The sequence below is a fragment of the Priestia sp. J2 genome, assembly GCF_020790095.1.
GTDB classification, from domain to species: domain Bacteria; phylum Bacillota; class Bacilli; order Bacillales; family Bacillaceae_H; genus Priestia; species Priestia zanthoxyli.
Map to the genome: position 1 here is coordinate 912,695 of NZ_CP086208.1, position 26,812 is coordinate 939,506.

At 37.4% G+C, this 26,812-nt stretch carries 21 protein-coding genes and 1 riboswitch; of the genes, 16 read left to right on the forward strand and 5 right to left on the reverse strand.

From position 1 onward, the window contains the following. The first annotated feature begins 21 nt into the window (after positions 1-21). A complete protein-coding gene (locus LJY09_RS04735; protein ID WP_228307504.1) occupies positions 22-756 on the forward strand; it encodes a sugar phosphate isomerase/epimerase family protein in 735 nt (244 codons plus the stop codon). A 31-nt stretch (positions 757-787) separates the two neighbouring features. Here the strand turns inward: LJY09_RS04735 and LJY09_RS04740 are convergent, their stop codons facing one another. Continuing rightward, positions 788-1,303, reverse strand: a complete 516-nt coding sequence (locus tag LJY09_RS04740; protein ID WP_013055642.1) for a GNAT family protein — start codon at positions 1,301-1,303, stop codon at positions 788-790. A gap of 486 nt (positions 1,304-1,789) precedes the next feature. Between LJY09_RS04740 and LJY09_RS04745 the strand changes: the two genes are divergently transcribed. The 10 genes from LJY09_RS04745 (at position 1,790) to LJY09_RS04790 (ending at position 16,277) form a co-directional block, all read left to right on the forward strand. After that, a complete protein-coding gene (locus LJY09_RS04745; protein ID WP_228307505.1) occupies positions 1,790-3,397 on the forward strand; it encodes a GGDEF domain-containing response regulator in 1,608 nt (535 codons plus the stop codon). Further along, the gene (locus tag LJY09_RS04750) at positions 3,398-4,447 is read left to right on the forward strand and encodes a HEAT repeat domain-containing protein (protein ID WP_228307506.1); all 1,050 of its coding nucleotides are present in this window, start codon (positions 3,398-3,400) and stop codon (positions 4,445-4,447) included. It begins immediately after the preceding gene. Next, positions 4,437-5,846: a glycosyltransferase family 2 protein gene (locus LJY09_RS04755; RefSeq protein ID WP_033578173.1), complete on the forward strand. Its 1,410-nt coding sequence runs from the start codon at positions 4,437-4,439 to the stop codon at positions 5,844-5,846. The genes LJY09_RS04750 and LJY09_RS04755 overlap by 11 nt, the downstream gene beginning before the upstream one ends. Further along, positions 5,843-9,091, forward strand: coding sequence for a hypothetical protein (locus LJY09_RS04760; protein ID WP_228307507.1), 3,249 nt, complete (start codon positions 5,843-5,845; stop codon positions 9,089-9,091). Before LJY09_RS04755 ends, LJY09_RS04760 begins: the two co-directional genes overlap by 4 nt. Positions 9,092-9,093: 2 nt before the next feature. Further along, positions 9,094-9,462 carry a response regulator transcription factor gene (locus LJY09_RS04765; RefSeq protein ID WP_154973491.1) on the forward strand — a complete coding sequence of 123 codons (369 nt, stop codon included), beginning with the start codon at positions 9,094-9,096 and terminating at the stop codon, positions 9,460-9,462. Continuing rightward, positions 9,452-12,325, forward strand: coding sequence for an ATP-binding protein (locus LJY09_RS04770; RefSeq protein ID WP_154973489.1), 2,874 nt, complete (start codon positions 9,452-9,454; stop codon positions 12,323-12,325). The genes LJY09_RS04765 and LJY09_RS04770 overlap by 11 nt, the downstream gene beginning before the upstream one ends. A gap of 454 nt (positions 12,326-12,779) precedes the next feature. Continuing rightward, positions 12,780-13,154, forward strand: coding sequence for a DnaJ family domain-containing protein (locus LJY09_RS04775; protein ID WP_154973487.1), 375 nt, complete (start codon positions 12,780-12,782; stop codon positions 13,152-13,154). Positions 13,155-13,190: 36 nt separating this feature from the next. Further along, positions 13,191-13,997: an alpha/beta fold hydrolase gene (locus tag LJY09_RS04780; RefSeq protein ID WP_047751572.1), complete on the forward strand. Its 807-nt coding sequence runs from the start codon at positions 13,191-13,193 to the stop codon at positions 13,995-13,997. A gap of 12 nt (positions 13,998-14,009) precedes the next feature. Continuing rightward, on the forward strand, positions 14,010-14,597 hold the full coding sequence (locus LJY09_RS04785) for a histidine phosphatase family protein (protein WP_034269720.1): 588 nt from the start codon (positions 14,010-14,012) through the stop codon (positions 14,595-14,597). 360 nt (positions 14,598-14,957) lie between these two features. Further along, complete coding sequence (locus LJY09_RS04790; protein WP_228307508.1) at positions 14,958-16,277, forward strand: aspartate aminotransferase family protein; 1,320 nt, start codon at positions 14,958-14,960, stop codon at positions 16,275-16,277. Between the two features lie 169 nt (positions 16,278-16,446). Further along, positions 16,447-16,546: riboswitch (SAM riboswitch) on the forward strand. 243 nt (positions 16,547-16,789) lie between these two features. Here the strand turns inward: LJY09_RS04790 and LJY09_RS04795 are convergent. After that, a complete protein-coding gene (locus LJY09_RS04795; RefSeq protein WP_154973483.1) occupies positions 16,790-17,419 on the reverse strand; it encodes a hypothetical protein in 630 nt (209 codons plus the stop codon). A 53-nt stretch (positions 17,420-17,472) separates the two neighbouring features. Next, positions 17,473-18,042 (reverse strand): YkoF family thiamine/hydroxymethylpyrimidine-binding protein, encoded by a 570-nt coding sequence (locus LJY09_RS04800; RefSeq protein ID WP_028412201.1) that lies wholly within the window; start codon positions 18,040-18,042, stop codon positions 17,473-17,475. 522 nt (positions 18,043-18,564) lie between these two features. Between LJY09_RS04800 and LJY09_RS04805 the strand changes: the two genes are divergently transcribed. Together LJY09_RS04805 and LJY09_RS04810 are read left to right on the forward strand one after the other, a co-directional pair. Continuing rightward, positions 18,565-19,908 (forward strand): 5'-deoxyadenosine deaminase, encoded by a 1,344-nt coding sequence (locus LJY09_RS04805; protein ID WP_098999775.1) that lies wholly within the window; start codon positions 18,565-18,567, stop codon positions 19,906-19,908. Positions 19,909-20,398: 490 nt separating this feature from the next. After that, a complete protein-coding gene (locus LJY09_RS04810; RefSeq protein WP_016763224.1) occupies positions 20,399-21,724 on the forward strand; it encodes an NCS2 family permease in 1,326 nt (441 codons plus the stop codon). Positions 21,725-21,798: 74 nt separating this feature from the next. On the opposite strand, the gene LJY09_RS04815 is transcribed toward LJY09_RS04810, so the two are convergent. Together LJY09_RS04815 and LJY09_RS04820 are read right to left on the reverse strand one after the other, a co-directional pair. Next, entirely contained in the window at positions 21,799-22,350 is a 552-nt protein-coding gene (locus LJY09_RS04815; protein ID WP_033578182.1) for a shikimate kinase, read from the reverse strand. 117 nt (positions 22,351-22,467) lie between these two features. Next, entirely contained in the window at positions 22,468-22,641 is a 174-nt protein-coding gene (locus LJY09_RS04820) for a YvzF family protein (RefSeq protein ID WP_080963424.1), read from the reverse strand. Positions 22,642-22,840: 199 nt separating this feature from the next. On the opposite strand from LJY09_RS04820, the gene treP reads away from it, so the two are divergent. From treP to treR, 3 genes are all read left to right on the forward strand, one after another. Beyond that, positions 22,841-24,304, forward strand: coding sequence for a PTS system trehalose-specific EIIBC component (gene treP / locus LJY09_RS04825; protein ID WP_154973481.1), 1,464 nt, complete (start codon positions 22,841-22,843; stop codon positions 24,302-24,304). Between the two features lie 15 nt (positions 24,305-24,319). Then, the gene (gene treC / locus LJY09_RS04830; RefSeq protein ID WP_155010409.1) at positions 24,320-26,005 is read left to right on the forward strand and encodes an alpha,alpha-phosphotrehalase; all 1,686 of its coding nucleotides are present in this window, start codon (positions 24,320-24,322) and stop codon (positions 26,003-26,005) included. An 87-nt stretch (positions 26,006-26,092) separates the two neighbouring features. Next, positions 26,093-26,809 carry a trehalose operon repressor gene (gene treR / locus LJY09_RS04835; protein ID WP_028412210.1) on the forward strand — a complete coding sequence of 239 codons (717 nt, stop codon included), beginning with the start codon at positions 26,093-26,095 and terminating at the stop codon, positions 26,807-26,809. The last annotated feature ends 3 nt before the right edge of the window (positions 26,810-26,812 follow it).

Consider the following 26,812-nt stretch of genomic DNA (forward strand, 5'->3'; position numbering starts at 1 on the left):
TAATGAACAGGGGGAGAGAAGATGGGAGAAATACCTGTAGGAGTACAGCTTTATACGCTGCGTGAAGAAACGAAAAAAGACTTTAAAGGAACTCTTCAAAAAGTAGCTGCTTTAGGATATCAAGGGGTAGAGTTTGCAGGGTACGAAGGATATACAGCGCAAGAAGTAAGAGCATGGTTAACGGATTTACAGCTGAAGGCAGCTTCTAGTCACGTGCCGCTTGAACAATTAGAAGCAAATTTAGAGCAAGTGATTCACTTTGAGCAGCAAGTTGGAAATTCACATATTGTTTGTCCTTATTTAATGCCTGAACGACAAACTGAAAAAGGATATTTCGAACTTATTGATTCTTTAAATTACATTGATGCTTATTGTAAAAAAGAAGGCATGTCATTTAGCTATCACCATCATGATTTTGAGCTAAAAAAATTGTCAACTGGAAAGTCAGCTCTTCAAACGATTCTAGAAGAAACTGGGGGAAATGTAGAGCTGGACATTTATTGGCTCACTAAAGCAGGCGAAGATCCAGTTGAGTGGATGAAGCACTATCGAAATCGTACGCCTTTTATCCATTTAAAAGATATGACAACAGACGGCGAGCAATTCTTTGCTCCTCTTGGTACCGGAGGAGTAGATGTAAAGGCTGTCATGAAAGAAGGCAATAAAGCAGGCGTAAAATGGTGGATCGTTGAACAAGATCAGTGCATAGAAAGTCCTCTTAGCAGTATTAAAAAAAGCTTAGCATATATCAAATAAAAAAAACGAACAGACGCTGTCTGTTCGTTTTTTATTGATAAGCTGGAGTCCATTCAATTTCTCCGCACTTATTCGTATAATCAATATTTACTTCAAAGTTATGTTTTTCATAAAAATGAATTAATCTTTCGAGATGATCCCAGTCGCGCTCAGCGATATCTCCTTTAATGACATGAACATTTTGATCAACCGCTACTTCTTTTAAATAATTCATACATACAGAGCCATATCCCTTATTAGCGGGACCTTTAATATCACCAATAAAAATCGTGTGATTATCTTCATATACGCCATCGATGGCAAAATCCCAAGCCCCTCTATAGGCTTTTGTGCATTCATTTAGCATAATTTTACATGCGTTTCCGTCATTTTGTGCCGATACAATAACTAACTGATTATCTTCAGGCTGATCGACACCGATAACTTCGTACTTTTTAGCAATTTCTTTTAAATTATCCTGCATGCGAAATAGCTGAAACTCTAAATCATCAAGTGTTTCTTTTAGTTCTTCTGCATTCTGGTTTTTTTCTGTAAGCTGAGTAAACATTTTATACTCCTTTCCGTCTGTTTTCGGTCTAAGTGCGCCTATGACAAAGAGGACACGGTGTATAAAGCGAAACTTTATTTAGCAAAGTATCTGCCTTAGTAAAAATATAAAAAGGAAAGAACCTGATTTGATTGATCGTTCATCAAAACGGCTGCTTTCCTTAACATTCACTTTTAAATTTTTTACAACGTGTATAAGGGTAACAAAGACTCATTAATTTTGTCAATAAGGTTGCAGGTCTATTTGTAAAGAAGATAACAGGACATTTTACTTATCTGGAAAGAAAAATAATGAGTGAAAAAAGAATCATTTTAAAGTAAAATCATTGGAGGAAAAGTATGGTTAAAAAGGAATTGCTTTTCATTTGGAAAAAACATACTTAAAATAAAAGTAAGAAAATATTTCATTTACTTACAAAATATTATAGAAAAATGGATGGAGTAATATGGGGTAAGTGTTAACTATATCGAACAAAGGGTGTATAAGATGGATAAATATCAAATTGCATTATTAGCTAATGTGCGTAAGCAGCTGCAAGAGTGGACTGATCAAAATAAAGAAATACCTCATGAAGAGGTGTACCGCTTTTTGCATTCAATTTCTGGAACGTCTGCGACTATTGGACTGCATTATTTAGGAGATTGTTCCCGCGCGTTAATGGAAGCTGTTGAAAAAAAACAGAAAAAAATCTGGGATTACGCGGAGTTGAATACTTTTTTATTAGATATTATTAAAATTTGTTATCAAGATGAAATTCAATCCGCAGAAGATATAAATAAACCGATAGAAATCAGTGAACAAACAGCTAGCATTTTACTTGTGGACGACGATCTTTCAATGCTGATGTATTTAAAAGAACAGTTTGAAAAGCAGGGATGGTACGTATTAGCAACTGCATCTAAAGAAAAAGCCATTACGGCTTTTTACGAATTAAAGCCGGATTGTTTTGTTGTTGATGTACATATGAAAGACTGTACAGGCTTTGACATTCTTTCATTTTTACGTGATAAAACAAAGCAACTGTTCGTCCCGATTGTCATGATGAGCGTTGATAATCAAAGAGAGACGCGTTTGAAGGCTTTTAAATTAGGGGCCGATGACTTCCTTGTTAAACCTTTCGATCTGGAAGAAAGTCTACTTCGAATTGGTCACCATATTGAACGAAAGCAAATGTTTAACTCCTATTTAATGTTTGATGAATTAACAGGAGCCTATAACCGAACGTATTTAAAAGAAATCTACAGTCAGCAGCTATCCAGCTACGACCGCTTAAAAGATCCTTTTTGTTTAGCGATTTTAGATTTAGATTTCTTTAAAAGAATAAATGATCAGTATGGACATCTTATGGGAGACCGCGTGCTGCAAGCATTTGTAGAGTATATGAAGCATGAAATTCGTCCAACAGATCACATTTTTAGATATGGAGGCGAAGAATTTATTCTTTTACTGCCAAAAACCAATATAAAAGAGGCAGAAACAGTATTAAATAGACTGTTGGATTCCTTTGTGAAAAAAGTGTTCACACATCAAAGCAATTCGTTTTATTGCAGCTTTTCCGGCGGAGTTGTAGAAGTTCATAACAATGAATGGCCGTTAGAAAAAGCGCTTCATCAAGCTGATGAAGCATTATATATAGCGAAGGAATCAGGACGTCAAAAAATTGTAGCTTCTTCTCAAAGCAAGCTGGTTAAAAAGCGAACGCTTCGTATGGCTATTATTGATGATGATTCTATCATTCGAACGATGCTGAAAGAGCTTTTAAGTAAGATTGATGTAGGAGATCGTTATGAAGTGAAAATAGAAGTGTTTAAAGACGGCATCGAGTTTTTTGAGTCCCAATGGATTCACTCTAGCGATCACTACTTTGTTATTTTAGATGGAATGATGCCTAAGATGGATGGCTTGGAAGTGCTGCAAAAATTAAGGCAGCAGAAACGTCACGATCAGTACACGGTTATTATGCTTACATCACGAAACAGCGAACAAGATATTCAAAGAGCATTAGAACTTGGGGCAGACGATTACATGACAAAGCCATTTAAGTTAATGGAGCTTGAAGCGCGCGTACGTCATTTAATGAAGAAGGTGAAATAAATGGGGATGTCAATTCAAGTGGTATATGCCTTATTTGGCGGATTGCTATTGCTGTTGGTTTGTTTTCTAAGTTATTTACTTATTCAAAAAGCGCGTTTAAACGCTTTCCGGGCAAAAGTAGAATCCTATAAAGATAGTATAAAAGAATCTCTTTTTATTTATTTATACAGAAAAGATGAAGAACATCGGATAGAGCCTAAAAATAAAATAGAGCTGGCGGGTGTAGAGGAACTATTGAGCGGTTTTTCTGCAGCTGTGCAAGGTGATGACATTCGAAATAACATCATGCTCTATGCGGAGAAGGTTTTTACACCCAAATATAAAAAAGAGCTGCATCATTCTAGGTGGAGTGTCAGAATGAATGCTCTTTATGCTATTGAAGATTTTGGTCTTACTACGCTAACAGACCAATTAGTAGAAATGTATGAGAAAAAAAATAGTACAGCGGCTGAAAAAAATCAAATTTTAAAGATTTTAGTTAAGCTAAACCGTCCTGAGTTTGTTATATACATGACGAATGCCTCTAAACCGCTGTCTGAATTTATGTACCGCTCTTTGTTTGGAAATATGAACAGTGAGCAGTTTCAGCAATTTATTAATAAATTTGAAGACCTGCAAGAAGAAATTCAGCTGCCACTTATCGATATGATCGGTATCAATCATAAGTTAGAGTATATCGATTTCTTAAAAATGCACATGAAAAGTTCATCAGAAGAACTGCGAATTCGTTCGTTGAAATCACTTAACGCTTTATCTTTTCCATTAAAAGTAGAGGAGCTCACGAAACATCTTCAATCAGATATGTGGCAAGAGAGAATGATGGCTACCAAACTAGTAGGCAAAACGAGAGATGAGAAGGGATTGTTACTTCTCGAGCAGTCGCTGAAAGATTCTCATTTTCTTGTGCGTTCGAATGCTGCTCAGTCAATGATGAAAATCCCAACGGGTACAGAATACTTAGTTCATGTATATGAAACGACTGATGACAAGTTTTCGAAAGATATGGCAGCAGAATGGCTTGAAAAGGGAGGAATTACGGTTGTGGAATAGTGTTTGGCATCTTTTTTTGTCCGTTTGCGGATGGGCTGTATTTGCTTATATGATTTTTGTGCTTTGTTTTTATTTTATGATGTTTATCATTTCTGCTTTTCAACTGCGAAAGCAATATCAATTAAATGATGAAGAACCTTATGAAGATTTGCTTGCGGTTAGCTATACAACGCCGTTATCTATATTAGTTCCCGCTTATAACGAATCTGTCGGGATTATTGGAAGCGTGCGTTCGCTGCTTGGAATTGAATATCCGGAATATGAAGTAATTGTAGTAAATGACGGATCTTCAGATGATACGTTAGAAAAGCTCATCGAAGAGTTTTCTCTTGTGAAAATGAATCGAGTTGTGAGAAAGCAAGTGGAGACGAAAGAAGTAAAAGCTGTATATCGTTCTAAATTATACGATTATTTATATGTAGTCGATAAACAAAATGGAGGAAAGTCAGATGCATTAAATGCAGGAATTAATTTATCCAACTATCCTTATTTTTGTTCGATCGATGGTGATTCAGTGTTGGAAAGAGACGCTTTTTTAAAAGTTATGAAGCCAATTATTGATTCAGACGGAGAAGTAATTGCTTCAGGAGGAAGTATTCGAATTGCAAACGGATGTAAAATCGAAAACGGTGCGGTCGTATCGATTGGACTTGATACGCAGCCGCTTGTTGTGATGCAGATTATTGAATATTTACGTGCCTTTCTTATGGGGCGCATTGGTCTCAGTCGCCATAATTTATTACTTATTGTGTCAGGAGCATTTGGCGTATTTTCTAAACGCTGGGTGATTGAAGCTGGGGGTTATTCTCATACAGTCGGCGAAGACATGGAGCTTGTTGTTCGCCTCCACCGACTGATTAAACAGAAAAAAGCCAACAATCAAATTGTTTATATTCCAGATCCTGTATGCTGGACAGAGGCACCTGATGAAATCAAATATTTGCGAAGACAGCGAAACCGCTGGCACCGCGGTTTATTTGATAGTCTTTGGAAGCATAAAGAGATGCTGTTTAATCCGAAATACGGAAGTATCGGAATGATTTCTATGCCTTATTTTGTGTTTATTGAACTAATCGGGCCGGTCATGGAAATGTTAGGCTATTTGTTTATTGTTATTTCTCTAGTTGTAGGCGGGATTTATGTGGAATTTGCGTATTTGCTTTTTCTCTTAATGGTTGTATATGGTTCTCTTTATTCGATGGCGGCTGTTTTGCTAGAAGAGTGGAGCCTTCGCAAATATCCAAAAGTATCTGATATCGCTAAGCTGTTTGTCTTTTCCCTGACTGAATCCTTTTGGTATCGCCCTCTAACTGTTATATGGCGCTGTCATGGATTGTTGGACGTTATTCGCAATAAAAAAGGCTGGGGAGACATGCAGCGAAAAGGAGTTTCACAATGAAAAAATGGTTATTAATCGGCGGCATTATTTTGGTTATGGCAGTAACGGCTTCGCCATTTCTTATTTGGCAGCTAAAGAAACCAACTGATTTGAATATGCTTGTCATTGATAAAACAGTGCCAGATCAAACGTTTCGAGAGCATCAGGGCTTAATGTGGATGCTGAATCAAGCGAAAGTACGCAAAGACGGGAAGCCTTATGAAATCTCAAAAGATTATGCAGGGTTTTATCCGAATGGAGATAAAACATACAGCATTAAATCTCTGCCAAAAACAAACTCTGCAGATATGATTTATATCACGGACACGTATGGCGTATACAAAGAAGATTTAGGCGTAAAAGCTAAAAGAGGAGATCGTTCTCAGCTGGTGTATGGCGGCATGACTTCTGAAGATGTGAGCTACGTTAAGAAAGCACTGAATGGACGTACAAAAACGCTGATTGGAGAGTTTAATACATTTGGAAGTCCTACTTCTCTAGACGTTCGCAAAGAACTGTATGAATTGTACAATGTTACGTGGTCCGGCTGGATTGGTCGCTATTTTGATGAATTCGGCAGTGAAGAAGTTCCTGCTTGGGTGAAAAGTGCTTACAAAAAGCAGTACAACAAAGAGTGGAACCTTACGGGCAAAGGCTTACTGTTTGTTAATGAATCCAATAAGCTCGTTATTATAACGGAAAAAGAATTAAAAGAAAATCCAGTATGGTTTCAATATACAAAACAAGGAAAAAAAACATTGAATTTACAGGATGAATCTGCTTATCAATATTGGTTTGACGTAATTACACCCCAGCAAAAAAGTGATGTGCAGGCTCAGTTTGTCTTTCACTTGGATTCTGAAGGAAAAAACAAGCTAAAGGAAAATGGTATTCCTTTGTCCATACCAGCAGTCGTTCATCATAATAAAGAGCGATATGATACTTATTACTTTGCAGGAGATTTTGCAGATCAAGGAGAAGTACCTTCCATTTATCAAACCTCTTTTTACCCGGTGTGGAAGAAATGGACAGAGAAAATCGGAAAAGAAGATGAGTCTTCTTTTTACTGGACTGTTTATCTGCCTCTTATGAATAAGATTATAGATCAACAGCAAAATGCATCGCAGCCTGCTTCTGTTACTTTTAATGAAAATATGGAAATCTATGAAGATGCTGACCGTAAAGTAGCAGGGAAAGTAGGAAAAGATTATTTGCAAGTTTATCAAAACGGCAAGTGGAAAGATTTGCTGATTAAAGGAGTAAATATGGGCATTAGTAAGCCAGGCCATTTCCCTGGTGAGACCGCTATTTCGAAAGAAGAATATTTGCGCTGGTTTAAAGAAATTGGCAAGATGAATGCAAACTCAATCCGCGTATACACCATTCACCCTCCCGGCTTTTATGAAGCGCTTGCTGAGTATAACCAAAAAGCCAAAGAACCCATTTATCTTTTTCATGGAGTATGGGTGAATGAAGAAGTTTTCTATGATTCACAAGATGCTTTTGCAAAGGAAAATACAAAAGAATTTGAAGCTGAAATGAAAAGGATTGTAAACGTTATTCATGGAAATGCAACACTGCCAAAACGGACGGGACATGCAAGCGGAACGTATACAGCAGACGTGTCTCCTTATGTTTTAGGCTGGATTATAGGAGTTGAATGGGATCCCACGGTAGCCCTTTCGACAAATGAAAAACATAAAGGAATGAAAGATTTTAAAGGGAAGTACATCTATACTGAAAAAGGCAATCCCTTTGAAATTTGGCTTGCGCAGCTTATGGAAAAAACAATTTCCTATGAGCAGGATAAATATGATTGGCAGCGGCCTATGAGCTTTACGAACTGGGTGACGACGGATTTATTGACTCATCCATATGAGCCTTCTGAAGACGAAGATAAAGTGTCTGTTAATCCTAATTTAATTCACACAACTAAAAAATTTGAGCCGGGATTATTTGCTTCTTATCATATTTATCCTTACTATCCTGATTTCTTAAACTATGAACCTCGTTATCTCGCTTATCGCGATCATCGAGGAGAGAAAAATAACTACGCAGGTTATTTGCAAAATATGAAAGAAGTTCATCATATGCCCGTGCTTGTTGCTGAATTTGGCATTCCAGCTTCGCGAGGACTCACCCATAGAAACGTATACGGATGGGATCAAGGCTTTCATACGGAACAAGAACAAGGAAAGATTCTGTCACGCTTGTACGAAGATATTGTTGAAGAAAAAATGGCTGGCGGTATGGTCTTTACATGGCAAGATGAATGGTTTAAGCGAACGTGGAATACGATGGAGTACGACAATCCGAACCGCAGGCCATTTTGGACGAATTTGCAAACGGGAGAACAGCATTTTGGCCTGTTGAGTTTTGATCCAGGAACAAAGCTGAAAGTCAAAGTAGACGGCAAATCAGATGATTGGAAAAAGCTGAACAGCAAGTCGGTATATAAGCCGTCTAAGAAGTTAAAAGCATTGAACATTACAAGTGATGAAGGTTATCTATATCTACGCGTGAGTGCAAAAGAGCTGGAAGATCAAAAGCTTTATTTCTTGTTTAACACAATTAACAATCAGGGACAGTCAAAGATTCCTCAAATTCCTTCTTTAAAAACAAAAGGAATTGATTTTGTAGCAGAATTAAACGGGAAAGAAGACAGTCACTTGTGGATAGACAGCTATTACGATACGTATTATTTTTCGTATGCCCATCAGCTTCAAATGATTCCATCTGTAAAAGGAACCGATACAAAAGATAACGGCATGTTTAATCCAATCAGGCTCGCCCTTAACAAAGAGTTAGCGATTGGAGAGGGGAAAAACAAGAGAACCATTCCTTTTGACGCCTATGAAACTGGGAAGCTCCAAGAAGGAAACAGCGATCCTAACTCTTCTTCATTTGATTCGCTAGCAGATTTTAAAGTGAATGAATCAAATGGAATTGCTGAACTTCGCATTCCTTGGGCGCTTTTAAATGTAAAAGACCCGAGTCAAAAAGAAATAATGGGAGATATTTGGTCCAAAAAAGGATTAGAATCCAGCGAGAAAATGAAAGGAATTCAAGTGGGAGTCGTAGCTGTTAATAAGAAGAGCAATGACGTGGAAGATACGTTTCCGACTCAGAAAAAAGGAGAACTTTTATTAAAAGATTTTTACTTATACAAGTGGAAAAATTGGGAGTATCCAACTTTTCACGAACGAATAAAGCCGTCCTACTTCATATTGCAAAAAACGTATGGACGACTACAAGCGGAGGAATAACAATGGCAAAAATTTTATTAGCGGAAGATGAAGAAGTGCTTCGTATGTTAGTGGTAGATACGCTTGAAGATGAAGGACATGAAGTGACGGAAGCAGAAAACGGCGAAGAAGCGTTGGCATTTATTAAAGAACGTGATTTTGACTTAATTATTTTGGATTATATGATGCCCGTGTTCACCGGGCTTGAAGTCATTCAGCAGCTGAAAGAAATGAAAGATAAGCGCCATACAAAAGTATTGATGCTTTCAGCTAAGAATCAAGCTGCTGATCAAAGCCGGGTGTTAGAAGCAGGGGCTGCGTATTTTATGTCTAAACCGTTTAGTCCCCTATTGCTAGCCGAACGTGTTGAGGAAATTTTAGATGAACAATAAACTAAAACGAAAAAGTATCTCAACCCAGTTCATCTTCTTAGCAAGTATCCTTTTACTTGCTTTTGCGGCGGGTTCAACTGTACTTGTTGTACGGCAAAAAGAAATTACAGCTGATTATGCCCAGTACAGGGCACAAGTACGGGAAAAGGCACAGCTGCTATCTACAATTGATAAATCAATGAACAGAGCTTTTTTGCAGGCTCGTGGGTTTATTGCATTTGATTCAGAGGATATGTATAACGAGGCTGCAAGTCAGCAAAAAAGTATCGAAGAAAATCTTGATCGACTTTCAGGTCTAGCGGCAGATAGACGTGAACGTACGTTTGTAAATGAAGCGACGGTGATGCTAAACACGTATTTTAATCAAACGCTTCCTTATTTTAAAGATATTTACGACAAAAAAGGCATTGAAGGAGTCCGCTCTAGTCCTGAGCGGAAGGCTGCTTCTAAATCAATAGAACAAATGCAAAAAGAACTTGATGACTACCAAAATGAATTAACTAAAGACTTAAATACACAGTACGATGACACGTCGAGTGACATGCAGAAAAGTCAAACGTTCTTTATTTTATTTTTAGCGTTTACAGTGGTCATTTTATTATTGCTTACACGGGTATTGCTAAATAAGTTTGTAAAGCCGCTGAGTCAGCTAGCATATACGGCAAGCGAAATTGCTGCGGGAAAAGAAATGCCTATGACATTCGATGAACATAGAAGAGATGAAATCGGTATGCTATCTCAGGCCTTTTACAAAATGGTATCGACTTTGCAAAATAACGAACAGGAGTTAACGGCTCAAAATGAAGAGCTGATTGCACAGCAAGATGAGTTGCACAGTCAGCAAGATGAACTTCAGCACGCATTGGAATTGACAAAGGAACGAGAAGGCGAGTTAGAATTGCGCAATTTATTTGTGCATGGACTAACAAATTCTCTTCACAAGCAAGAAGTTCTCACGAGTGCTGTCACAAACATGAGCCGGGTGATGAAAGCTGATCACGGTTTTATTATGCTAACCGATGAAAAGACACATGCTTCATTTGGTCTATCTTCATCAAGTGTTAAACAGATGATGGAAAACCTTCATAATAATTACATTGATCATGTGCAAAAGACGAAAAAATGTATGGTAGTAAAAAGAGAGTGTATAGAACATGAGCGCCTATATCATCGGCAAACGTTTTATTTGTATGATGTTATCGTACCGGTGCTGTCTTCACAGGGAGATATGCTAGCCTATATGTTTTACAGCCGCTACGCGGATGAATACACAGAACATGAATTACAGACATTTGAAATATTGGCCAAACAAATTACGATTGCTCTTGAAAAAATTTATATTTACGAAGAGTCTGAGCATGACAGACTGCTATCTCAAGATATTTTAAATTCGATTCAAGAAGGAATGCAGCTTGTAGATACAAGCGGTACGATTCTACAAGTGAATACGAAGACTAGCGAATTGTTTCAATATGAGCATCAAAGCGGGCTTCTTCAGCTTTCTCGCGATCAATGGCTAGATGCTCTCTCTCAAAAAGTCGAAAATATAGAGGAGCTAAGACAATACGTTAAAGCCATTTGTAAGGGAGAGCAAGTAGAAAAGTCTTTTGTTTATTATCTGCACACGGAAGGTAAGCGAAAAGTTATAAAAGTTTATAGCGAATACGTATATCGAAACCGTCAGATGTTTGGCGTATTGTTCGTTCATCGTGATATTACGAAAGAATTTGAAGTTGATCAGATGAAGTCGGAATTTGTAAGCACTGTGAGTCACGAGCTGCGCACACCTTTAGCAAGTGTATTAGGGTTCACTGAGCTTATGCTAAACAAAACATTAAAAGAAGAAAGACAGAAGAAGTATTTAACTACTATTTATCAGGAAGCACAGCGGTTAACTTCTTTAATCAACGATTTTTTGGATGTCCAAAGAATGGAAGCGGGGAAACAAACCTACGATAAAAAGTATCAAGACATTCTGCCACTTATTAAGCAGGTGATTGAGGTCCAGAACATACAAACAAGTAAGCATGAATTTGATATGATTTCCGATCAAGAGCATTTTACAGTAATGGGAGATAAAGATAAGCTTCTGCAATTGTTTAATAATGTAATTAGCAATGCAGTAAAATATTCGCCCGATGGAGGGAACGTTACAGTTAAAGTGTATCAAAAGGAACACGCTGTTTATATTGATATTCAAGATGAAGGAATTGGTATACCAAGTGAAGCGCTAGGTCAATTGTTTACCAAATTCTACAGAGTAGATAACTCCGATATGCGCAAAATTGGCGGAACGGGTCTAGGATTAGCAATTGTAAAAGAAATTGTAAAAGCTCATGGTGGAGACATTACTGTACAATCGGAATGGAAAAAAGGAACAACATTCACGGTTGTTCTCCCGCTTCTATATGAAGTTCAGTACGATGAAGAGATGATAAGTACGAATGATAACCGTAAAAGCGTAGTGATTGTAGAAGATGATAAAAGTTTAGCGACGCTTTTACAGGTAGAATTAAAAGAAAGCGGTTTTCACGTTCGGTATTTTAACAACGGAGAAGACGCATTAAATTCTATTCATCAGCAAAAGCCTGAAGTGGTTGTTCTAGATATTATGCTAGGAGAAAATAAGTTAGACGGATGGGATGTTTTAAGACATCTCAAAGAAAATACAGAGACAGAAAAAATTCCTATCTTAATCTCATCTGCTTTAGACGAAAGAAGCAAAGGATTAGAGCTTGGAGTGTGTGAGTTTCTGATTAAACCCTATCAGCCTAGTAAATTATCTAAAACCATTCTCCAGCTGCTTTTGAAAAAACAAGAGCATGAAGGAGAAATTATGATTCCATCAGATAAAGAAGAGTAGAAATTTGGTGAGGCTTCGTTATATGTACGGAGTCTCATTAAACGAAAAGAAAATTAGTAAAGTAATAAAAAAACATTGAAAACGCTATCAAAATGTGGTTTTATAGAAAGTAGGCATAACATGATGACCTTAGAATTACCTTTTTCCACCTCCTTACATGCGTAAGGAGGCTTTTTTGTATAAATATAGTAAGATAAGATAACAAAACCTCATGCAGAATCGTTTATTGACTTTCAGCTCGTTAACAAACTGCTCAAGAAAGTTTGATAGTGAAAGGAGTGAAGCTCTAGAAACGATTTCACAAAGGGAGGATAGTCTCTCCAAGAAGTGAAGGTAGTTCAATTTTTATAATCATAGTATAATAAAAAATACGGTTATAAAAGCTGTGTTTTTTATACATCTTTTATATAGAAGGTAAGATTGAATTTTATATTTTCTTAAAGGAGGTCTTTCCTTGGATATTGCGTATATAATTGCTGAAGAAAGAATTAGACAAGCAATAAAAGACGGTGACTTTGATAAGCTGCCTGGGGAAGGAAAACCATTAAAGTTAGAAGATTTATCACATATACCTGAAGAACTGCGCCAAGTGTATAGGATGTTGAAAAATGCAAATATGATAAGTGATGAACAAGAGCTAAAACGAGATATGGCTACAATAGAAGAATTGATTTCTATATGCACGGATGCTAATGAAGAACAAAGGCTAACAGAGATGCTTACGGAAAAGCGTTTGCGCTTTGAGCAGCTCGTTGACAAGAAAAAGATGACAAGTTCTGCAGCTTACAGGACGTATCAGAATAAAATTTACTCCAAATTTTTTTATTAATGAGTGTAATAGACGAGACGATCGGAGGGTGAGAACTTGCGGCTGTTAATTTTATTGATTAGTATCATATTATTTATTTCGCTTTGTTTTTATATTTTTGCCCCACAAATAAAACGAGGCGCCCAATCGAAAAATGTGCCGGTTTTATTTATTCATGGCTATTTAGGCAGTCAAAAAAGCTTAGGGAAAATGATTAAACGATTTGAACAAAACGGATGGGGAACTAAAGTAGGTTACTGCGTCGTTCAAAAAGATGGAGCTATTCAGTGGAAGCACATTATGAAAGCAAAAGAGGGAAAACTCCCGCTTATTCATATCGTCTTTAAAAAGCCAGATGCCAGTATTGCACAGCAGCAAAAATGGATTGAAGCTATTATGCAAGATGTACGTGATACATATAAAGCATCTTCTGTTGATTTAGTTGGACATAGTATGGGAGGAGTAACAGCAGCAGCAGTTAGTTTGGCTAACCCTCAATATATTCAAAAGTTAGTTACGTTAGGATCGCCAATTCAAGGATTAGATTATCAGGAATTAATGGAGATGTATCCTCATGCACGTAATCATATTGAATCTATGGGGGCTCGTGATTTAGCTTTTCACTCTATAGCGTTAAACAAGCTATACGAAAGTCGTCAAGATTTCTCAAAAGAGATCGACGTTTTTTCAGGAGCAGGAGATGTGGGAGATAAGACAGATGGAGTGGTAACAGTAGAAAGTGCATACGGACTGCAAGAGTTTACCGAACACATTCATCTCCAAACGTTTCATGAAGCACATTCGGATTTACATGAAAGCTCAGAGGTTGATAAAGCTGTTTATCAATTTTTAAAACGAGATTAAAGGGGGATTACGATGCTTTACTTAATTAGACACGGCCAAACAGATTGGAATAAAAACAAACTTATTCAAGGGCATGCTGATATTCCGCTCAACGAAACAGGAAAGCAACAAGCCAAACGCGTAGCGGAACGTTTTAAAGATATCCATATTGATGTAGTCTACACAAGCGATTTGCTTCGTGCGCAGGAGACGGCTAGGAAAATTGCCGCAGTCGCTAAAGTAGAGAAAGTCGAGGTTTGTGAGCAGCTGCGCGAGCGCTCTTTTGGAGAATTAGAATCAAAGAACGTAGAAGTTCTGCATGATCTTGTGCCAAACTATGCGACAAATTGGGGAGAAGAACCTTTATATAATATTGAAACACTCGAAGCCGCTCAAGAACGGATGGTTCGGCGTTTAACGGAAATCATGAAGGAGTCTATTGGAAAGAAAGTAGCAGTTGTTAGTCACGGGGCGGCAATTAATACATTCATTCATCATGTAACAAGCGGAGAACAAGGAACAGGGACTACTATTTTACAAAATACATCGATTACAACTTTTGCTTATGAAAGTGGAAAATGGCGTCTTGAAACAATCAATGATGCCAAACATCTTGAATAAATATACTTAAAGAGGCTGTGACAGTAGTATTTTAGTTGAGGAAGGATCCGAACGATTAATCGTTCGGATTTTTTTATGGTTATGGTGAACGCAGGTTTCATATATGTAAGTACTTCTGGCTGTTGATTGGAGGGAAAGGCGAAGACTCCTATGGGAAAAGCGGAAGGGATGAGACTCCGCATATTAATTATATATATAAATATTTATACAATTGATTTTAATAAAAATGCATAGTAAAATAAGTTTTATTACTATTCTATTAAAGCGTTTAGTATAACTGGATTTCCTAATATTGTTTAATAAGTAACTATATTTCGGAATAAGATTAATTGATTTGTATAATTTCAAGGAGGATGTAGTATGTCTAAAGATTGGAGTCACTTATTTGAAAGAATGCCTGAATTGCTAGCACCCACAATGGCTAAAGATCATCCGAATTTGCCCGTTGTGAAAGAAGAAGGATGCTATTATTATGGATTGGATGGTAAAGAATATCTCGATTTTACTTCCGGAATCGCTACGACAAATGTAGGACACAGACATCCGAAAGTAGTAAAAGCAATCAAAGACGGAGCAGATCAATTATTGCACGGTCCCTCAGGTGTCATTATGTACGAATCGATATTAAAGTTAGCCGATGAGTTAGGAAAAGTAACGCCGGGCAATTTAGACTGCTTTTTCTTTGGAAATAGTGGCACCGAAGCAATTGAAGGAGCCTTGAAATTAGCGAGGCATGTTACAAAGCGTCCGTATGTTATTTCTTTTTTAGGGTGTTTTCATGGCCGCTCGATGGGAGCTTTAAGTGTTACAACATCGAAAAGCAAATATAGACAATTTCAGCAGCCTTCGGGACTGACATATCAAATTCCATATGCCAATCCAAAAGAGTGCCCTGCGGAGCTAGACAGCGATGTATACTTTACTGAAAAGCTTGAAAAAGATTTTGAAATACTGTTTAAGCACCAAGTCACGCCTGAAGAAGTGGCGGCCGTTATTTTGGAACCAGTATTAGGCGAAGGCGGCTATATTATCCCTCCGAAAAGTTGGATGAAGAAGTTAAGAGAGATTTGTGATCGTCACGGAATATTACTTATTTTCGATGAAGTGCAAACAGGGTTTGGCCGTACCGGTGAATGGTTTGCTGGCCAAACGTTTGATGTTGTACCAGATATTATGGCTATAGCAAAAGGAATTGCTTCTGGAATTCCGCTTAGCGCAACGGTCGCTTCTCAAGAATTAATGAAGCAGTGGCCTCTTGGCACACATAGTACAACATTTGGAGGGAATCCTATCGGATGTTCAGCAGCTCTTGCAACTCTTGAAGTGATGAAAGAAGAACAGCTGCTGGATAACACGAAAAAAATGGGCGCTTATGCATTAGAAAAGCTGCATCTTTTAAAGGAAAAACATTCAGTTATTGGAGATATCCGTGGTTTAGGACTTATGGTTGGAATTGAAATTGTTAATCCGCATACGGGAGAAGGAGATGGAGACGCTTTATTCGAGATTTTGGACTTAGCTTTAGAAAAAGGCGTGTTATTTTATTTTTGCGGAAATGCAAGTGAAGTTATTCGCATGGTACCTCCGCTTACTGTGACAAAAGAACAGATAGATGACGGCATTCGTATGCTAGATGAGGCTATTACTTCTTTTGAGAAAAAGTCAGCTGTAAAAGCGTAATAAAAAAATATAAAAAATTTATATATTTGTAACCTAGTTGTCATAGTAATGGTAGCGATATCATAGTTTTAGAGGGAAAACAATTTTCTGAAAAGTAGTTGACATCTGTTTGTGCAGCATGTAACATAATATTTATCTTATCAACAATTATCAACAAAATTCGACAAACTTCTTATCAAGAGAGGCGGAGGGATAGGCCCTGTGAAACCTCGGCAACGGACTTTATAGAACCGTGCCAACTCCCACAAGCAGTGCTTGAAAGATGAGAAGAGACCAGGCTTACTAACAATTGTGATCCCAACCTCTTCTTACAGGCACTTAGACACTGTAAGTGGAGGTTTTAATTTTATGACAAGAATATGACATTTAGATAAAAAACAGCAGGTGAAATTACCTGCTGTTTTTATATGCTGTAAAATGATAAATAACCTACCAGAATTCCTAGTAAAAGCACCCCGGCCGTAATACCAATAATCCACCACATCATTTTTTTCATCGTTTATTCCTCATTATCAATTGACTGTAGCTGTAGATCCGCCAGAAGCGCCGGAAGCCGTACCATAAGCGGTTTGTCTTTTGATTCCAGCATTTTTAGCTGCAACTTTCCACTGCCAGTCAATTCGTCCGTAGGCTCGATTATTTTGTACCCAAGATTTTGAGCTCTTTTTTGAAATAGACACAAGGGGGTTTACGTTTTTTGTGACCACACCTCGTACACTTTTGACTGAAGTTACTGAGGAGCTTTTTGTGTAATAATCTACATACACCGTTAGTTTTGTTGTTGTAAATCCAGCCGCTTTATAAGAAGCCGTATAAGCTGCTGTTTTGAATAAAGGTGAAGCCGTTTTTGCTCCGTATGCTGCTGTACTTGCAGCTTCGACCGTGCCGCTGCTCTCTTCAATATCCATTTTGAACAGAGATGGATCCCTTAGTGATTGTACAACTTTTTGTTTTTGTTGACGCGACAGTTTTGAAAATTCATACAGTGAACTTTTATCACCTTGCCCTTTCAAGAACTGCGTGTAAGAAGCAACCGTTAAATGAGCAGGTTTTTCACTAGCCTGAACAGAGTTTGGTACGACTAATAGACATAATAATGCACCTATCAGGGAAAAAGAAAAAAACGTTTTTTTTGTAGCCATATTCATATAAATCCTTTCTAGTACTCTATCTTTATAAATAGATAAGAAGTAATTTATCGTTTTGAAGAAGGGCTGTGTGCTGACATATTAACTGTCATCACGACACGAGCTTGCTGTACAGATTTCATAAAGCATTCGTATAGAGAAGCGAATACTTTGTCCACATCTCCTTCTAAAGCTGTTGCAAAAGGCACGGTTTCGGCAAATACTCCCTGTTGTTTAACTGCGCCAATTCCGCTTTTGATGATGTCTACATAATGCGGCGTATCTAATGGATACAAAGAAAATTGAGTGGATACAGGGAACGAAGCACAAAGCTGTTGGTTTAAAGGCATGTTTTCTTTTGAGTTTATTTTTCTTTCTTCGAAATATTCTTCGTGACGCCCTGTTGAAAACGTGGCATTCAGCACAATATGCTTTTCTGATTTTCCAGCACTTTTATAAATGGCCTGTACAACTTCAAATACGTCTTTGGCAGTTCCTTCAATAAACGTACTAACACGGTCCGTTTTTCGCTGAACTTTAGACATATCCACTTCGTTTAGTGCGCTTAAAATAATATCGATGAAGTTATCGCTCATAACGGAAAGCGTAAAACGACAGCCAACATTTATTTTTTCCAAGTTAATCACCCCTAAAATATAGATTTGTAGTTTTTTAATCATACAAATCATAAAATAACTTTTCTGTTTTGTATAGAAACAGAAGATAGATTCTTTATTTTTAGTAAATATTACATAGAAGAAACGAGAATAAATTGCATAACATGAAAATTAAGGGTGTCAAGAAAAGTCACATAGTGAAAAAGAATAAAAAAACAATGTTAGAACTTCTGACAAAAAGCTGGTATATAGACTGAAAACACCATATTATAAATACAAGATCACATTATTCTCCTGCGATTTCGTATAACCTCTTGAAAAAGGGACTTGGGATTTTATCATAAATCCAACCTCCTAGCTGTATAATCAGCTAGGAATTTTTTTTACCCAAAGTCTCTATCGCCCATGAGGTTACCTGCACTTATTCAACTCAGAGCATGCACCATATATATTTAAGACCAGTGTAAGAAAGATTGCTTGAAGATGTTAGTGTTCGGTTTGAGCTAGAAATAGATAGATGTTACGAAAGAGGGGAAAGAAGGTATGACGCACACATTAATTAAAAATGCAGAGATTATTACGATGAATGAGAAGAATGATATTATTTACGGTGACCTTTATATTGTTGGAAATCGTATTGCAGCCATCGGGAAAAATCTGCATCCGGAAAAGGTAGATAAAGTCATTGACGCAGCAAATAAAACGATTGTGCCGGGCTTTATACATACTCATATTCATTTATGTCAAACGCTTTTTAGAGGGCAAGCAGATGATTTAGAGCTGCTAGACTGGCTAAAGAAGAAAATATGGCCGCTTGAAGCTTCGCATGATGAAGAATCTATCTATTATTCAGCACTGTTAGGGATCGGTGAACTCATTCAAAGCGGGACTACAACAATTGTCGATATGGAAACTGTTCATCATACGGACTCTGCTTTTCAAGCTATATCTAAGAGTGGAATCCGAGCTCTTGCAGGAAAAGTAATGATGGATAAAAAAGGCGACGATCTGCCAAAAGCTCTGCAGGAGACAACGGCTGACTCGATTAAAGAAAGCGTAGAGCTGCTTGAAAAATGGCATAATTCAAATAACGGTCGTATTCGATACGCATTCTCCCCAAGATTTGTGCTGTCGTGTACGGAAGATTTGCTGCGTGAAGTGAGCCACTTATCAGCTGCCTATAATGTTCATGTCCATACTCATGCTTCTGAGAATCAAGAAGAAATTCGCATTGTAGAAGCTGAAACGGGTATGAGAAATATCATGTACTTAGACCATTTAGGATTAGCCAATGAGCGCCTTATTTTAGCGCACTGTGTGTGGCTAAACGATCAAGAAAAGCAAATTATTAAGAATCAAGGAGTAAAAGTCAGTCATTGCCCAGGCTCAAACTTAAAACTTGCATCGGGAATCGCAGATGTGCCCAGTTTATTAGAGCAAGGTGTATTTTTAAGCCTTGGCGCTGATGGTGCTCCTTGTAATAATAATTTGGATATGTTCAACGAAATGAGGCTGGCCGCTACGATTCATAAACCCTCTTACGGACCAACAGCCATGAATGCAAAACACGTGCTCGAAATGGCTACAATCGGAGGAGCGAAAGCAGTTGGGCTTGAAAAAGAAATTGGAAGTTTAGAGGTTGGGAAAAAAGCGGATCTTGCCATTTTAAATTTAAATCAGTTTCATACTTTTCCATCTTACGGCGTAGACCCTATTTCCAGAGTTGTGTATTCAGCAACGCGAGGAGATGTAGAACTAACAATGGTTGACGGTGAAATTGTGATGGAGAATCGCCAGTTAAAAACCATTGACCAAGGAATTGTGCTGAAAGAGGCAAATCATTCGATAGATCGTCTTTTAAAAAGAATTCCACTTTTAATTTCGTAAGATGTAAAACGAAGAAGAGGCTGGGATAAAAGTATTTTAACAAAAGTAAAACTCGAATTATTAATCGGAGTTATTGATTAATAATTTGAGTTTTTTGTTGTCAAGGTGAACGTAGGTTTCATCTGTTTAGTTGCTTCTAGCTGTTGATTGAAGGACAAGGCGTAGATTCCTGCGATTATTCCATTTATTTGTCTTTAGAATGGATTTATTTAGTTATGTCTCAATCTCTTTTTTGTATAAATGAGTAAAAAGAGTACTCTTGCAACAGACTAAAAAGATAAGAGAAATAAATTTTCAAAATTCCAAACTAACGGAAGATAAAAATTTTTATAATGATAGCGTTTTCCACCTTTGCATATCTACAAATTAAGACTATAATAGGACAAAAGATTTTACTTTGAAACGTAAAATCCTCCTAAATCGTGTCCTTTTTAGGACATTTGAATAGGTAGGATTTTTTATTTTTTTTAGAAGTAGGGAGGCGCGCGTGTTGGAGCGTAACGGAATATTAGAGCGCTTGTTTAAACTATCAGAGCGCAACACAACACCAAAACAAGAAATACTAGCAGGACTTACAACTTTTATGACGGTCAGTTATATGGTAATCGTCAATCCCATTATCATGTCTGACGCGGGTATCCCTCGAGAAGCGGCTCTTGCAGCTACCATTTATGCCATTGTATTTAGTACGTTACTGATGGCTCTATGGGCAAACTTCCCGATTGTAACCGGTCCAGGGATGGGTTTAAATGCGTTTTTTACGTATTCAGTAGTATTAGGACAAGGATTGTCATGGCAAACGGCACTTGGAGCAGTTTTTATATCCGGGGTCTTATTTTTTGTTTTAACGGTAACAGGAATACGCGGAAAGATTATTGATGCCATTCCGAACGTATTAAAGTCTTCAATAGCAGTTGGAATTGGTCTTTTTGTTGCGTTTATCGGTTTGAAAAACGCTGGATTAGTTGTGGCAAACGAGTCTACTTTTGTAGGGCTCGGAAATGTCATGGATAAAGGCCCGTTACTTGCTATTTTTGGGCTGATATTAGCAGCTGTACTGATGGCTAAAAATGTAAAAGGTGCTCTTATTATAAGTATTTTTGCTACGACAATATTAGCAATGATTGTAGGAGTACAAGCAGTTCCTCATTCTCTGAAAGACGTCTTTTCAGCTACGCCGCCAAGCGTTGGAGAAACATTCTTTCAAATGGATTTAAAGGGTGCAGTTGCCTACGGCATTTTTTCAGTTGTATTTTCTTTCACCATCGTAGAATTATTTGATACGCTAGCGACATTGATTGGACTATCTAAAAAAGCAAACTTAGTAGATAAAAACGGTAAAATTCCAGGTTTAAATCGCGCGCTTGCAGCAGATTCAATTGGTACAATGGCGAGTGCTATTTTTGGAAGCACTGCGTTAAATACGTATATTGAAAATGCAACAGGTATTGCAGAAGGAGGGCGTACCGGCTTAAAGGCATTAACGGTTGCCATCTTATTTATATTTACCTTGTTTTTTGCACCGCTTATTCAATTTATCCCAAGCGTTGCTACTGCTCCAGCACTCATTATTATTGGTTCGCTTATGCTAAGTGACATTCGAAACGTTAACTTCGACGATTTCACTGAAGTTGTTCCCGCTTTCTTAACAATTGTCATGATGCCGTTAACCTACAGCATTGCAGAAGGGTTAGCATTCGGCTTCATTTCATACACAGCGATTAAACTGTTTACAGGACGCCATCGCGAAATTCATTGGATGATGTATGTAATCACCATTGCCTTTTTTATCAATTTTTATATGAGTTCCCATTAGGAATGAAAAAAGACGTAGCATTAAGCTACGTCTTTTTTTGTAAAGGCTTGTTAAGGGAACAAACCTTTATTTCATTAAGGTTGATAAATATCCCAAGCTGTTTTTAATGAATCAACGATATAGTTAGCTACTTCTTCGATATCCAAATTATCAGTTTCAACTTTTGAATGGTGGTTTGAGTAGATAGCTTGACGGTCGTAAAATAGCTTTTCAATATCTTCTAAGCTTCTTCCTTGTAAAACAGGACGGCTATCAATGATCAAACTAATGCGTTCTTTCCAAGAATCCCAAGACAAATCTAAAAAGAATACGATGCAGTTGGATAAACAAATCTCTTGAATTTCTTCTTGTAAAAAAGCGCCTCCCCCTAAAGAAATGATTTTTAAGCGCTGCTGTGAAAGTCGACTTATTACTTCTTTTTCTTTTTGTCTGAAGAAAGTTTCACCGTGCTCTTTAAAAATCTGAGAAGTAGGCATATTAAATTCTTTTTCGATTTCTTGATCTATATCAACAAAATCTCTATACAATTTTTTGGCAACCATTTCTCCAATAGTTGTTTTTCCTACCCCCATAAAGCCGATAAACACAATACTTTTCTCTCTAAGAGATATGTCGTTATATGCCATTTTTAAGCCTCTTTCTGATTTTTAAATACAAATCGGATGTTATAGTAAATACTGAAATTATAATATAAATCCTTTAGTTTGTAAAAGCTACTATTCTTCTCTGAAATAAAGCAGAAATTATTTTTTAGGATGCATAGAAAGATACACCCGAGTATCTTTTTTGTGCTCATATTTTGGATTAGCGCTTCGCGTATATTCTTTTGACTGATGTTCTATATGGTAGTTCTGTTCAAATTGTTTGATTACTTCATTAATTTCTTCTTGTGTTCCCATTAATCTTACTTGCAGCATTGTAATGTCTCCTTCCATACACTTTGCTTTTTGACTATATCATGAAATGAAAAAGAAGTAATTTTATTTTTGTTGACGAACTTGTATATACAGGTTAGAATAAAAACATAAAACTTGTATATACAGGTTTGTGGTGAGATTTATATGGGGGATGGGAGATACAGGAGTGAAATGAAAGCGGAAACAAGGGGGAAAAGACATGAATCGAGAATCTGTTGAACGCATTGTAGAAGCCGTTGGCGGAAAAGAAAATATCTCTGCTGCAACGCACTGTGTAACGCGCCTTCGACTTGTTTTAAAAGATGAAGGTAAAGTCAATCAACGTATGCTAGATGAGCACGAATTAGTAAAAGGATCTTTTTCTACAAACGGCCAGTTTCAAGTTGTCATTGGTCAAGGCACGGTGGATAAAGTATATAAAGAAATGGTGGCGCTTACAGGTATAGGCGAGCTATCAAAAGAAGAAGTGAAAAACGAAGCGGCTAAAAACTTAAATCCGCTGCAGCGCGCAATAAAAACATTAGCTGACATTTTTATTCCTATTTTACCGGCCATCGTAACCGCGGGTTTATTGATGGGAATCAATAATGTACTAACAGGAGCCGGAATTTTTTACGATGATAAATCAATCGTAGATGTTCATACACAGTGGAAAGACTTCGCAAGCATGATTAGTTTAATTGCGAATACGGCTTTTGCCTTTTTGCCAGCTCTTATTGGGTGGTCAGCTGTTACGCGTTTTGGAGGAAGTCCTTTATTTGGAATTGTCCTCGGGCTCATGCTTGTACATCCTGACTTGCTAAATGCTTGGTCTTACGGAGAAGCATTAAAAAAAGGAAGTATTGATACGTGGAATTTATTTGGCCTGCATGTTGAGAAAGTAGGCTATCAAGGACAGGTTTTACCCGTGTTAGTTGCTTCATTCGTCTTGGCAAAAATCGAATTATTCTTACGAAAACGCATACCGGATGGATTTCAACTTTTGATTGTAGCACCTGTAGCTCTTTTAGTAACAGGGTTTCTCGCTTTTATTGTAATTGGTCCAATTACATTTGCAATAGGAAATGTTATTACAGATGCAGTTGTATGGCTGTTTAAAACGGCTCCATTTATTGGAGGGCTTGTATATGGAGGTTTATACGCTCCTCTTGTTATTACAGGGATGCACCATACATTTTTGGCCGTAGATTTACAGCTGATTGGAAGCGTAGGGAGTACGTTCTTATGGCCAATGGTAGCATTATCGAATATTGCACAGGGCTCTGCGGCTTTCGCGGTAATGGTTCTTTCAAAAGATGATGAGAAATTAAAAGGATTATCTTTAACGTCAGGGGTTTCAGCGTGGCTTGGCATTACGGAACCTGCAATGTTTGGTGTGAATTTGCGTTTTAGATTTGCTTTTATTTCTGCAGTGATTGGTTCAGCTATTGCCGGTGTTGTCATATCTGTAGCCGGAGTGAAAGCAGCGTCGGTAGGAATTGGGGGTATACCAGCTCCGTTATCAATTGTTCCACAGAGCTGGCCGCCTTTTATTATTGGAATGGTTATCGTAATCGTTGTGCCGTTTCTTTTAACGTTAACGCTCGGAAAGCTTCAGAAAAAATCAACCGTTACATCAACGGTTGTGGGTACAGACTCATTTCAACATAATTCTAAGAATTAAATGGTGGTGTTAAAGATGCAAGAACCTTGGTGGAAAAAATCGGTTGTTTATCAAATTTATCCAAAAAGTTTTTATGACACGACTGGAAACGGCGTGGGTGATATAGCTGGCATTATTGAAAAGTTAGATTATTTGAAAAAGCTCGGGGTAGATGTTCTGTGGCTAACGCCAATTTATAAATCACCACAGCGGGATAATGGATATGATATAAGTGATTATTTTGTTATTCAAGAAGAATACGGAACAATGGAGGATTTTGATCTTTTAGTAACAGAAGCGCATAAGCGGGGTCTTAAAGTCATCATGGATATTGTCGTTAATCATACATCAACTGAACATGAATGGTTTCAAGAAGCTAAAAAATCGAAAGATAACCCGTACAGAGATTTTTATATTTGGAAAGATCAAAAAGAAGATGGAAGTGCTCCGACGAATTGGGTTTCAAAATTTGGGGGATCCGCGTGGGAGCATGATAACCTCACAGAACAATCGTATCTGCATTTGTTTGATGTTACGCAAGCGGATTTGAACTGGGAAAACGAGCGTGTGCGCCGCAGCGTGTATGATATGATGACGTTTTGGTTTGAAAAAGGAGTAGATGGATTTCGTCTGGATGTTATTAATTTAATTTCAAAAGATCAGCGTTTTTTAGATGATGATGGTTCCATTGCACCAGGAGATGGCCGGAAATTCTACACCGACGGTCCTCGCGTGCACGAATATATGCGGGAAATGAATCAAGAAGTTTTTTCAAAATATGATAGTATGACCGTTGGAGAAATGTCGTCCACAACCGTTGACCACTGTATTCAGTACTCTCATCCGGACCGACGCGAGCTTAGTATGACGTTTAATTTTCATCATTTGAAAGTCGATTACCCGAATGGAGAAAAGTGGGCCCTAGCAGATTTTGATTTTATTAAATTAAAAGAGATTCTATCAACTTGGCAAACGGAAATGAATAAAGGTGGGGGATGGAATGCATTATTTTGGTGCAACCATGATCAGCCTCGCGTTGTTTCACGCTATGGAGACGACGAACTCTATCATAATAAGTCTGCTAAAATGCTCGCTACAACGATTCATTTGATGCAGGGAACGCCTTATATCTATCAAGGCGAAGAAATAGGTATGACAAACCCGAAGTTTTCCTCTATTGATGAATATAGAGATGTGGAGTCATTAAATGTGTATGAAATAAAACGTGCACAAGGAATGGACGAAAATGAAATTTTGGAAATTTTAAAACATAAATCAAGAGATAATTCCCGTACACCGGTGCAATGGAACGATAAGCCGAATGCAGGTTTTACAAAAGGAAAGCCATGGATTAATCCGGCCGATAACTACCGTAAAATTAATGTAGAAAAAGCGTTAGAGGATAAAGATTCAATCTTTTATTTTTATCAAAAGCTTATTGCACTGCGCAAGCAGTACGAGATTATCACCTATGGAAACTATGAATTGATTCTTGGAGAAGACGAGCAGATTTTCGCTTATATCCGAAATGGAGCAGATGAAAAGCTGCTCGTGATAAACAATTTCTACGGCAGCGAAACAGCCTTTGAACTGCCAGAAAATCTAACTTTTGAAGGATATCATAGTGAAATATTGCTGTCTAACTACGAAGATTCACCAAAGGAATTCAAGCGAGTCTTACTTCGGCCGTATGAATCAATCGTGTATCATTTAAAAAAATAGAGAAAAAGTGAAAAGAACGATGGGTGACAATCTATCGTTCTTTTTATACAATTGGGTATATATAGAAAGTAAAATAGGTGATGGCAATTGAAAGAAAATAAATTTATCAGCATTTACGAACAGTTAGTCGATAAAATTAAACGCGGTGACTGGCGTCCTAATACAAAACTTCCTTCCGAAAATGAGCTTGTTGAACAGTATCAAACGTCTCGTGAAACGATACGGAAAGCGTTAAATTTACTCTCACAAAATGGGTACATTCAAAAAATGAAAGGAAAAGGTTCTTTTGTATTAGACGTATCACGCTTTGATTTTCCAGTATCAGGACTTGTTAGCTTCAAAGAAGTCGCGGAAAAGCTAGGACATACGTCGACTACTATTGTAAAAGAGTTTGAATTAATCAAGGCTGATCAAGATTTGTGCACACAGCTTGGCGCAACGAAAAAAGATCTCATATGGAAAGTAGTTCGAGCACGTGAAATCGATGGAGAAAAAATTATTTTAGATAAAGATTTTTTTCATAAAAAATATGTTCCTCACCTCACAAAAGACATATGCAAAGGCTCTATTTATGAATACTTAGAAAAAGATCTTGGGCTGAAAATCAGCTTTGCTAAAAAAGAAATTTCTGTTGACGAGCTGACGGACGAAGATAAATGTTACTTAGATTTGAAAGACTATGAACATATTGTGGTAGTAAGAAACTATGTGTATCTAGAAGATGCAAGCCTTTTTCAGTATACGGAATCACGTCATCGTCTTGATAAGTTTCGTTTTGTGGATTTTGCTCGCAGAGGTATATAATGG

Bases quoted from the DNA above. Each gene is read 5' to 3' on its own strand.
- LJY09_RS04735 (WP_228307504.1), top strand. From the start codon at position 22: ATGGGAGAAATACCTGTAGGAGTACAGCTTTATACGCTGCGTGAAGAA.
- LJY09_RS04740 (WP_013055642.1), bottom strand. From the start codon at position 1,303: ATGTTTACTCAGCTTACAGAAAAAAACCAGAATGCAGAAGAACTAAAA.
- LJY09_RS04745 (WP_228307505.1), top strand. From the start codon at position 1,790: ATGGATAAATATCAAATTGCATTATTAGCTAATGTGCGTAAGCAGCTG.
- LJY09_RS04750 (WP_228307506.1), top strand. From the start codon at position 3,398: ATGGGGATGTCAATTCAAGTGGTATATGCCTTATTTGGCGGATTGCTA.
- LJY09_RS04760 (WP_228307507.1), top strand. From the start codon at position 5,843: ATGAAAAAATGGTTATTAATCGGCGGCATTATTTTGGTTATGGCAGTA.
- LJY09_RS04765 (WP_154973491.1), top strand. From the start codon at position 9,094: ATGGCAAAAATTTTATTAGCGGAAGATGAAGAAGTGCTTCGTATGTTA.
- LJY09_RS04770 (WP_154973489.1), top strand. From the start codon at position 9,452: ATGAACAATAAACTAAAACGAAAAAGTATCTCAACCCAGTTCATCTTC.
- LJY09_RS04785 (WP_034269720.1), top strand. From the start codon at position 14,010: ATGCTTTACTTAATTAGACACGGCCAAACAGATTGGAATAAAAACAAA.
- LJY09_RS04790 (WP_228307508.1), top strand. From the start codon at position 14,958: ATGTCTAAAGATTGGAGTCACTTATTTGAAAGAATGCCTGAATTGCTA.
- LJY09_RS04795 (WP_154973483.1), bottom strand. From the start codon at position 17,419: ATGGCTACAAAAAAAACGTTTTTTTCTTTTTCCCTGATAGGTGCATTA.
- LJY09_RS04805 (WP_098999775.1), top strand. From the start codon at position 18,565: ATGACGCACACATTAATTAAAAATGCAGAGATTATTACGATGAATGAG.
- LJY09_RS04815 (WP_033578182.1), bottom strand. From the start codon at position 22,350: ATGGCATATAACGACATATCTCTTAGAGAGAAAAGTATTGTGTTTATC.
- LJY09_RS04820 (WP_080963424.1), bottom strand. From the start codon at position 22,641: ATGCTGCAAGTAAGATTAATGGGAACACAAGAAGAAATTAATGAAGTA.
- treP (WP_154973481.1), top strand. From the start codon at position 22,841: ATGAATCGAGAATCTGTTGAACGCATTGTAGAAGCCGTTGGCGGAAAA.
- treC (WP_155010409.1), top strand. From the start codon at position 24,320: ATGCAAGAACCTTGGTGGAAAAAATCGGTTGTTTATCAAATTTATCCA.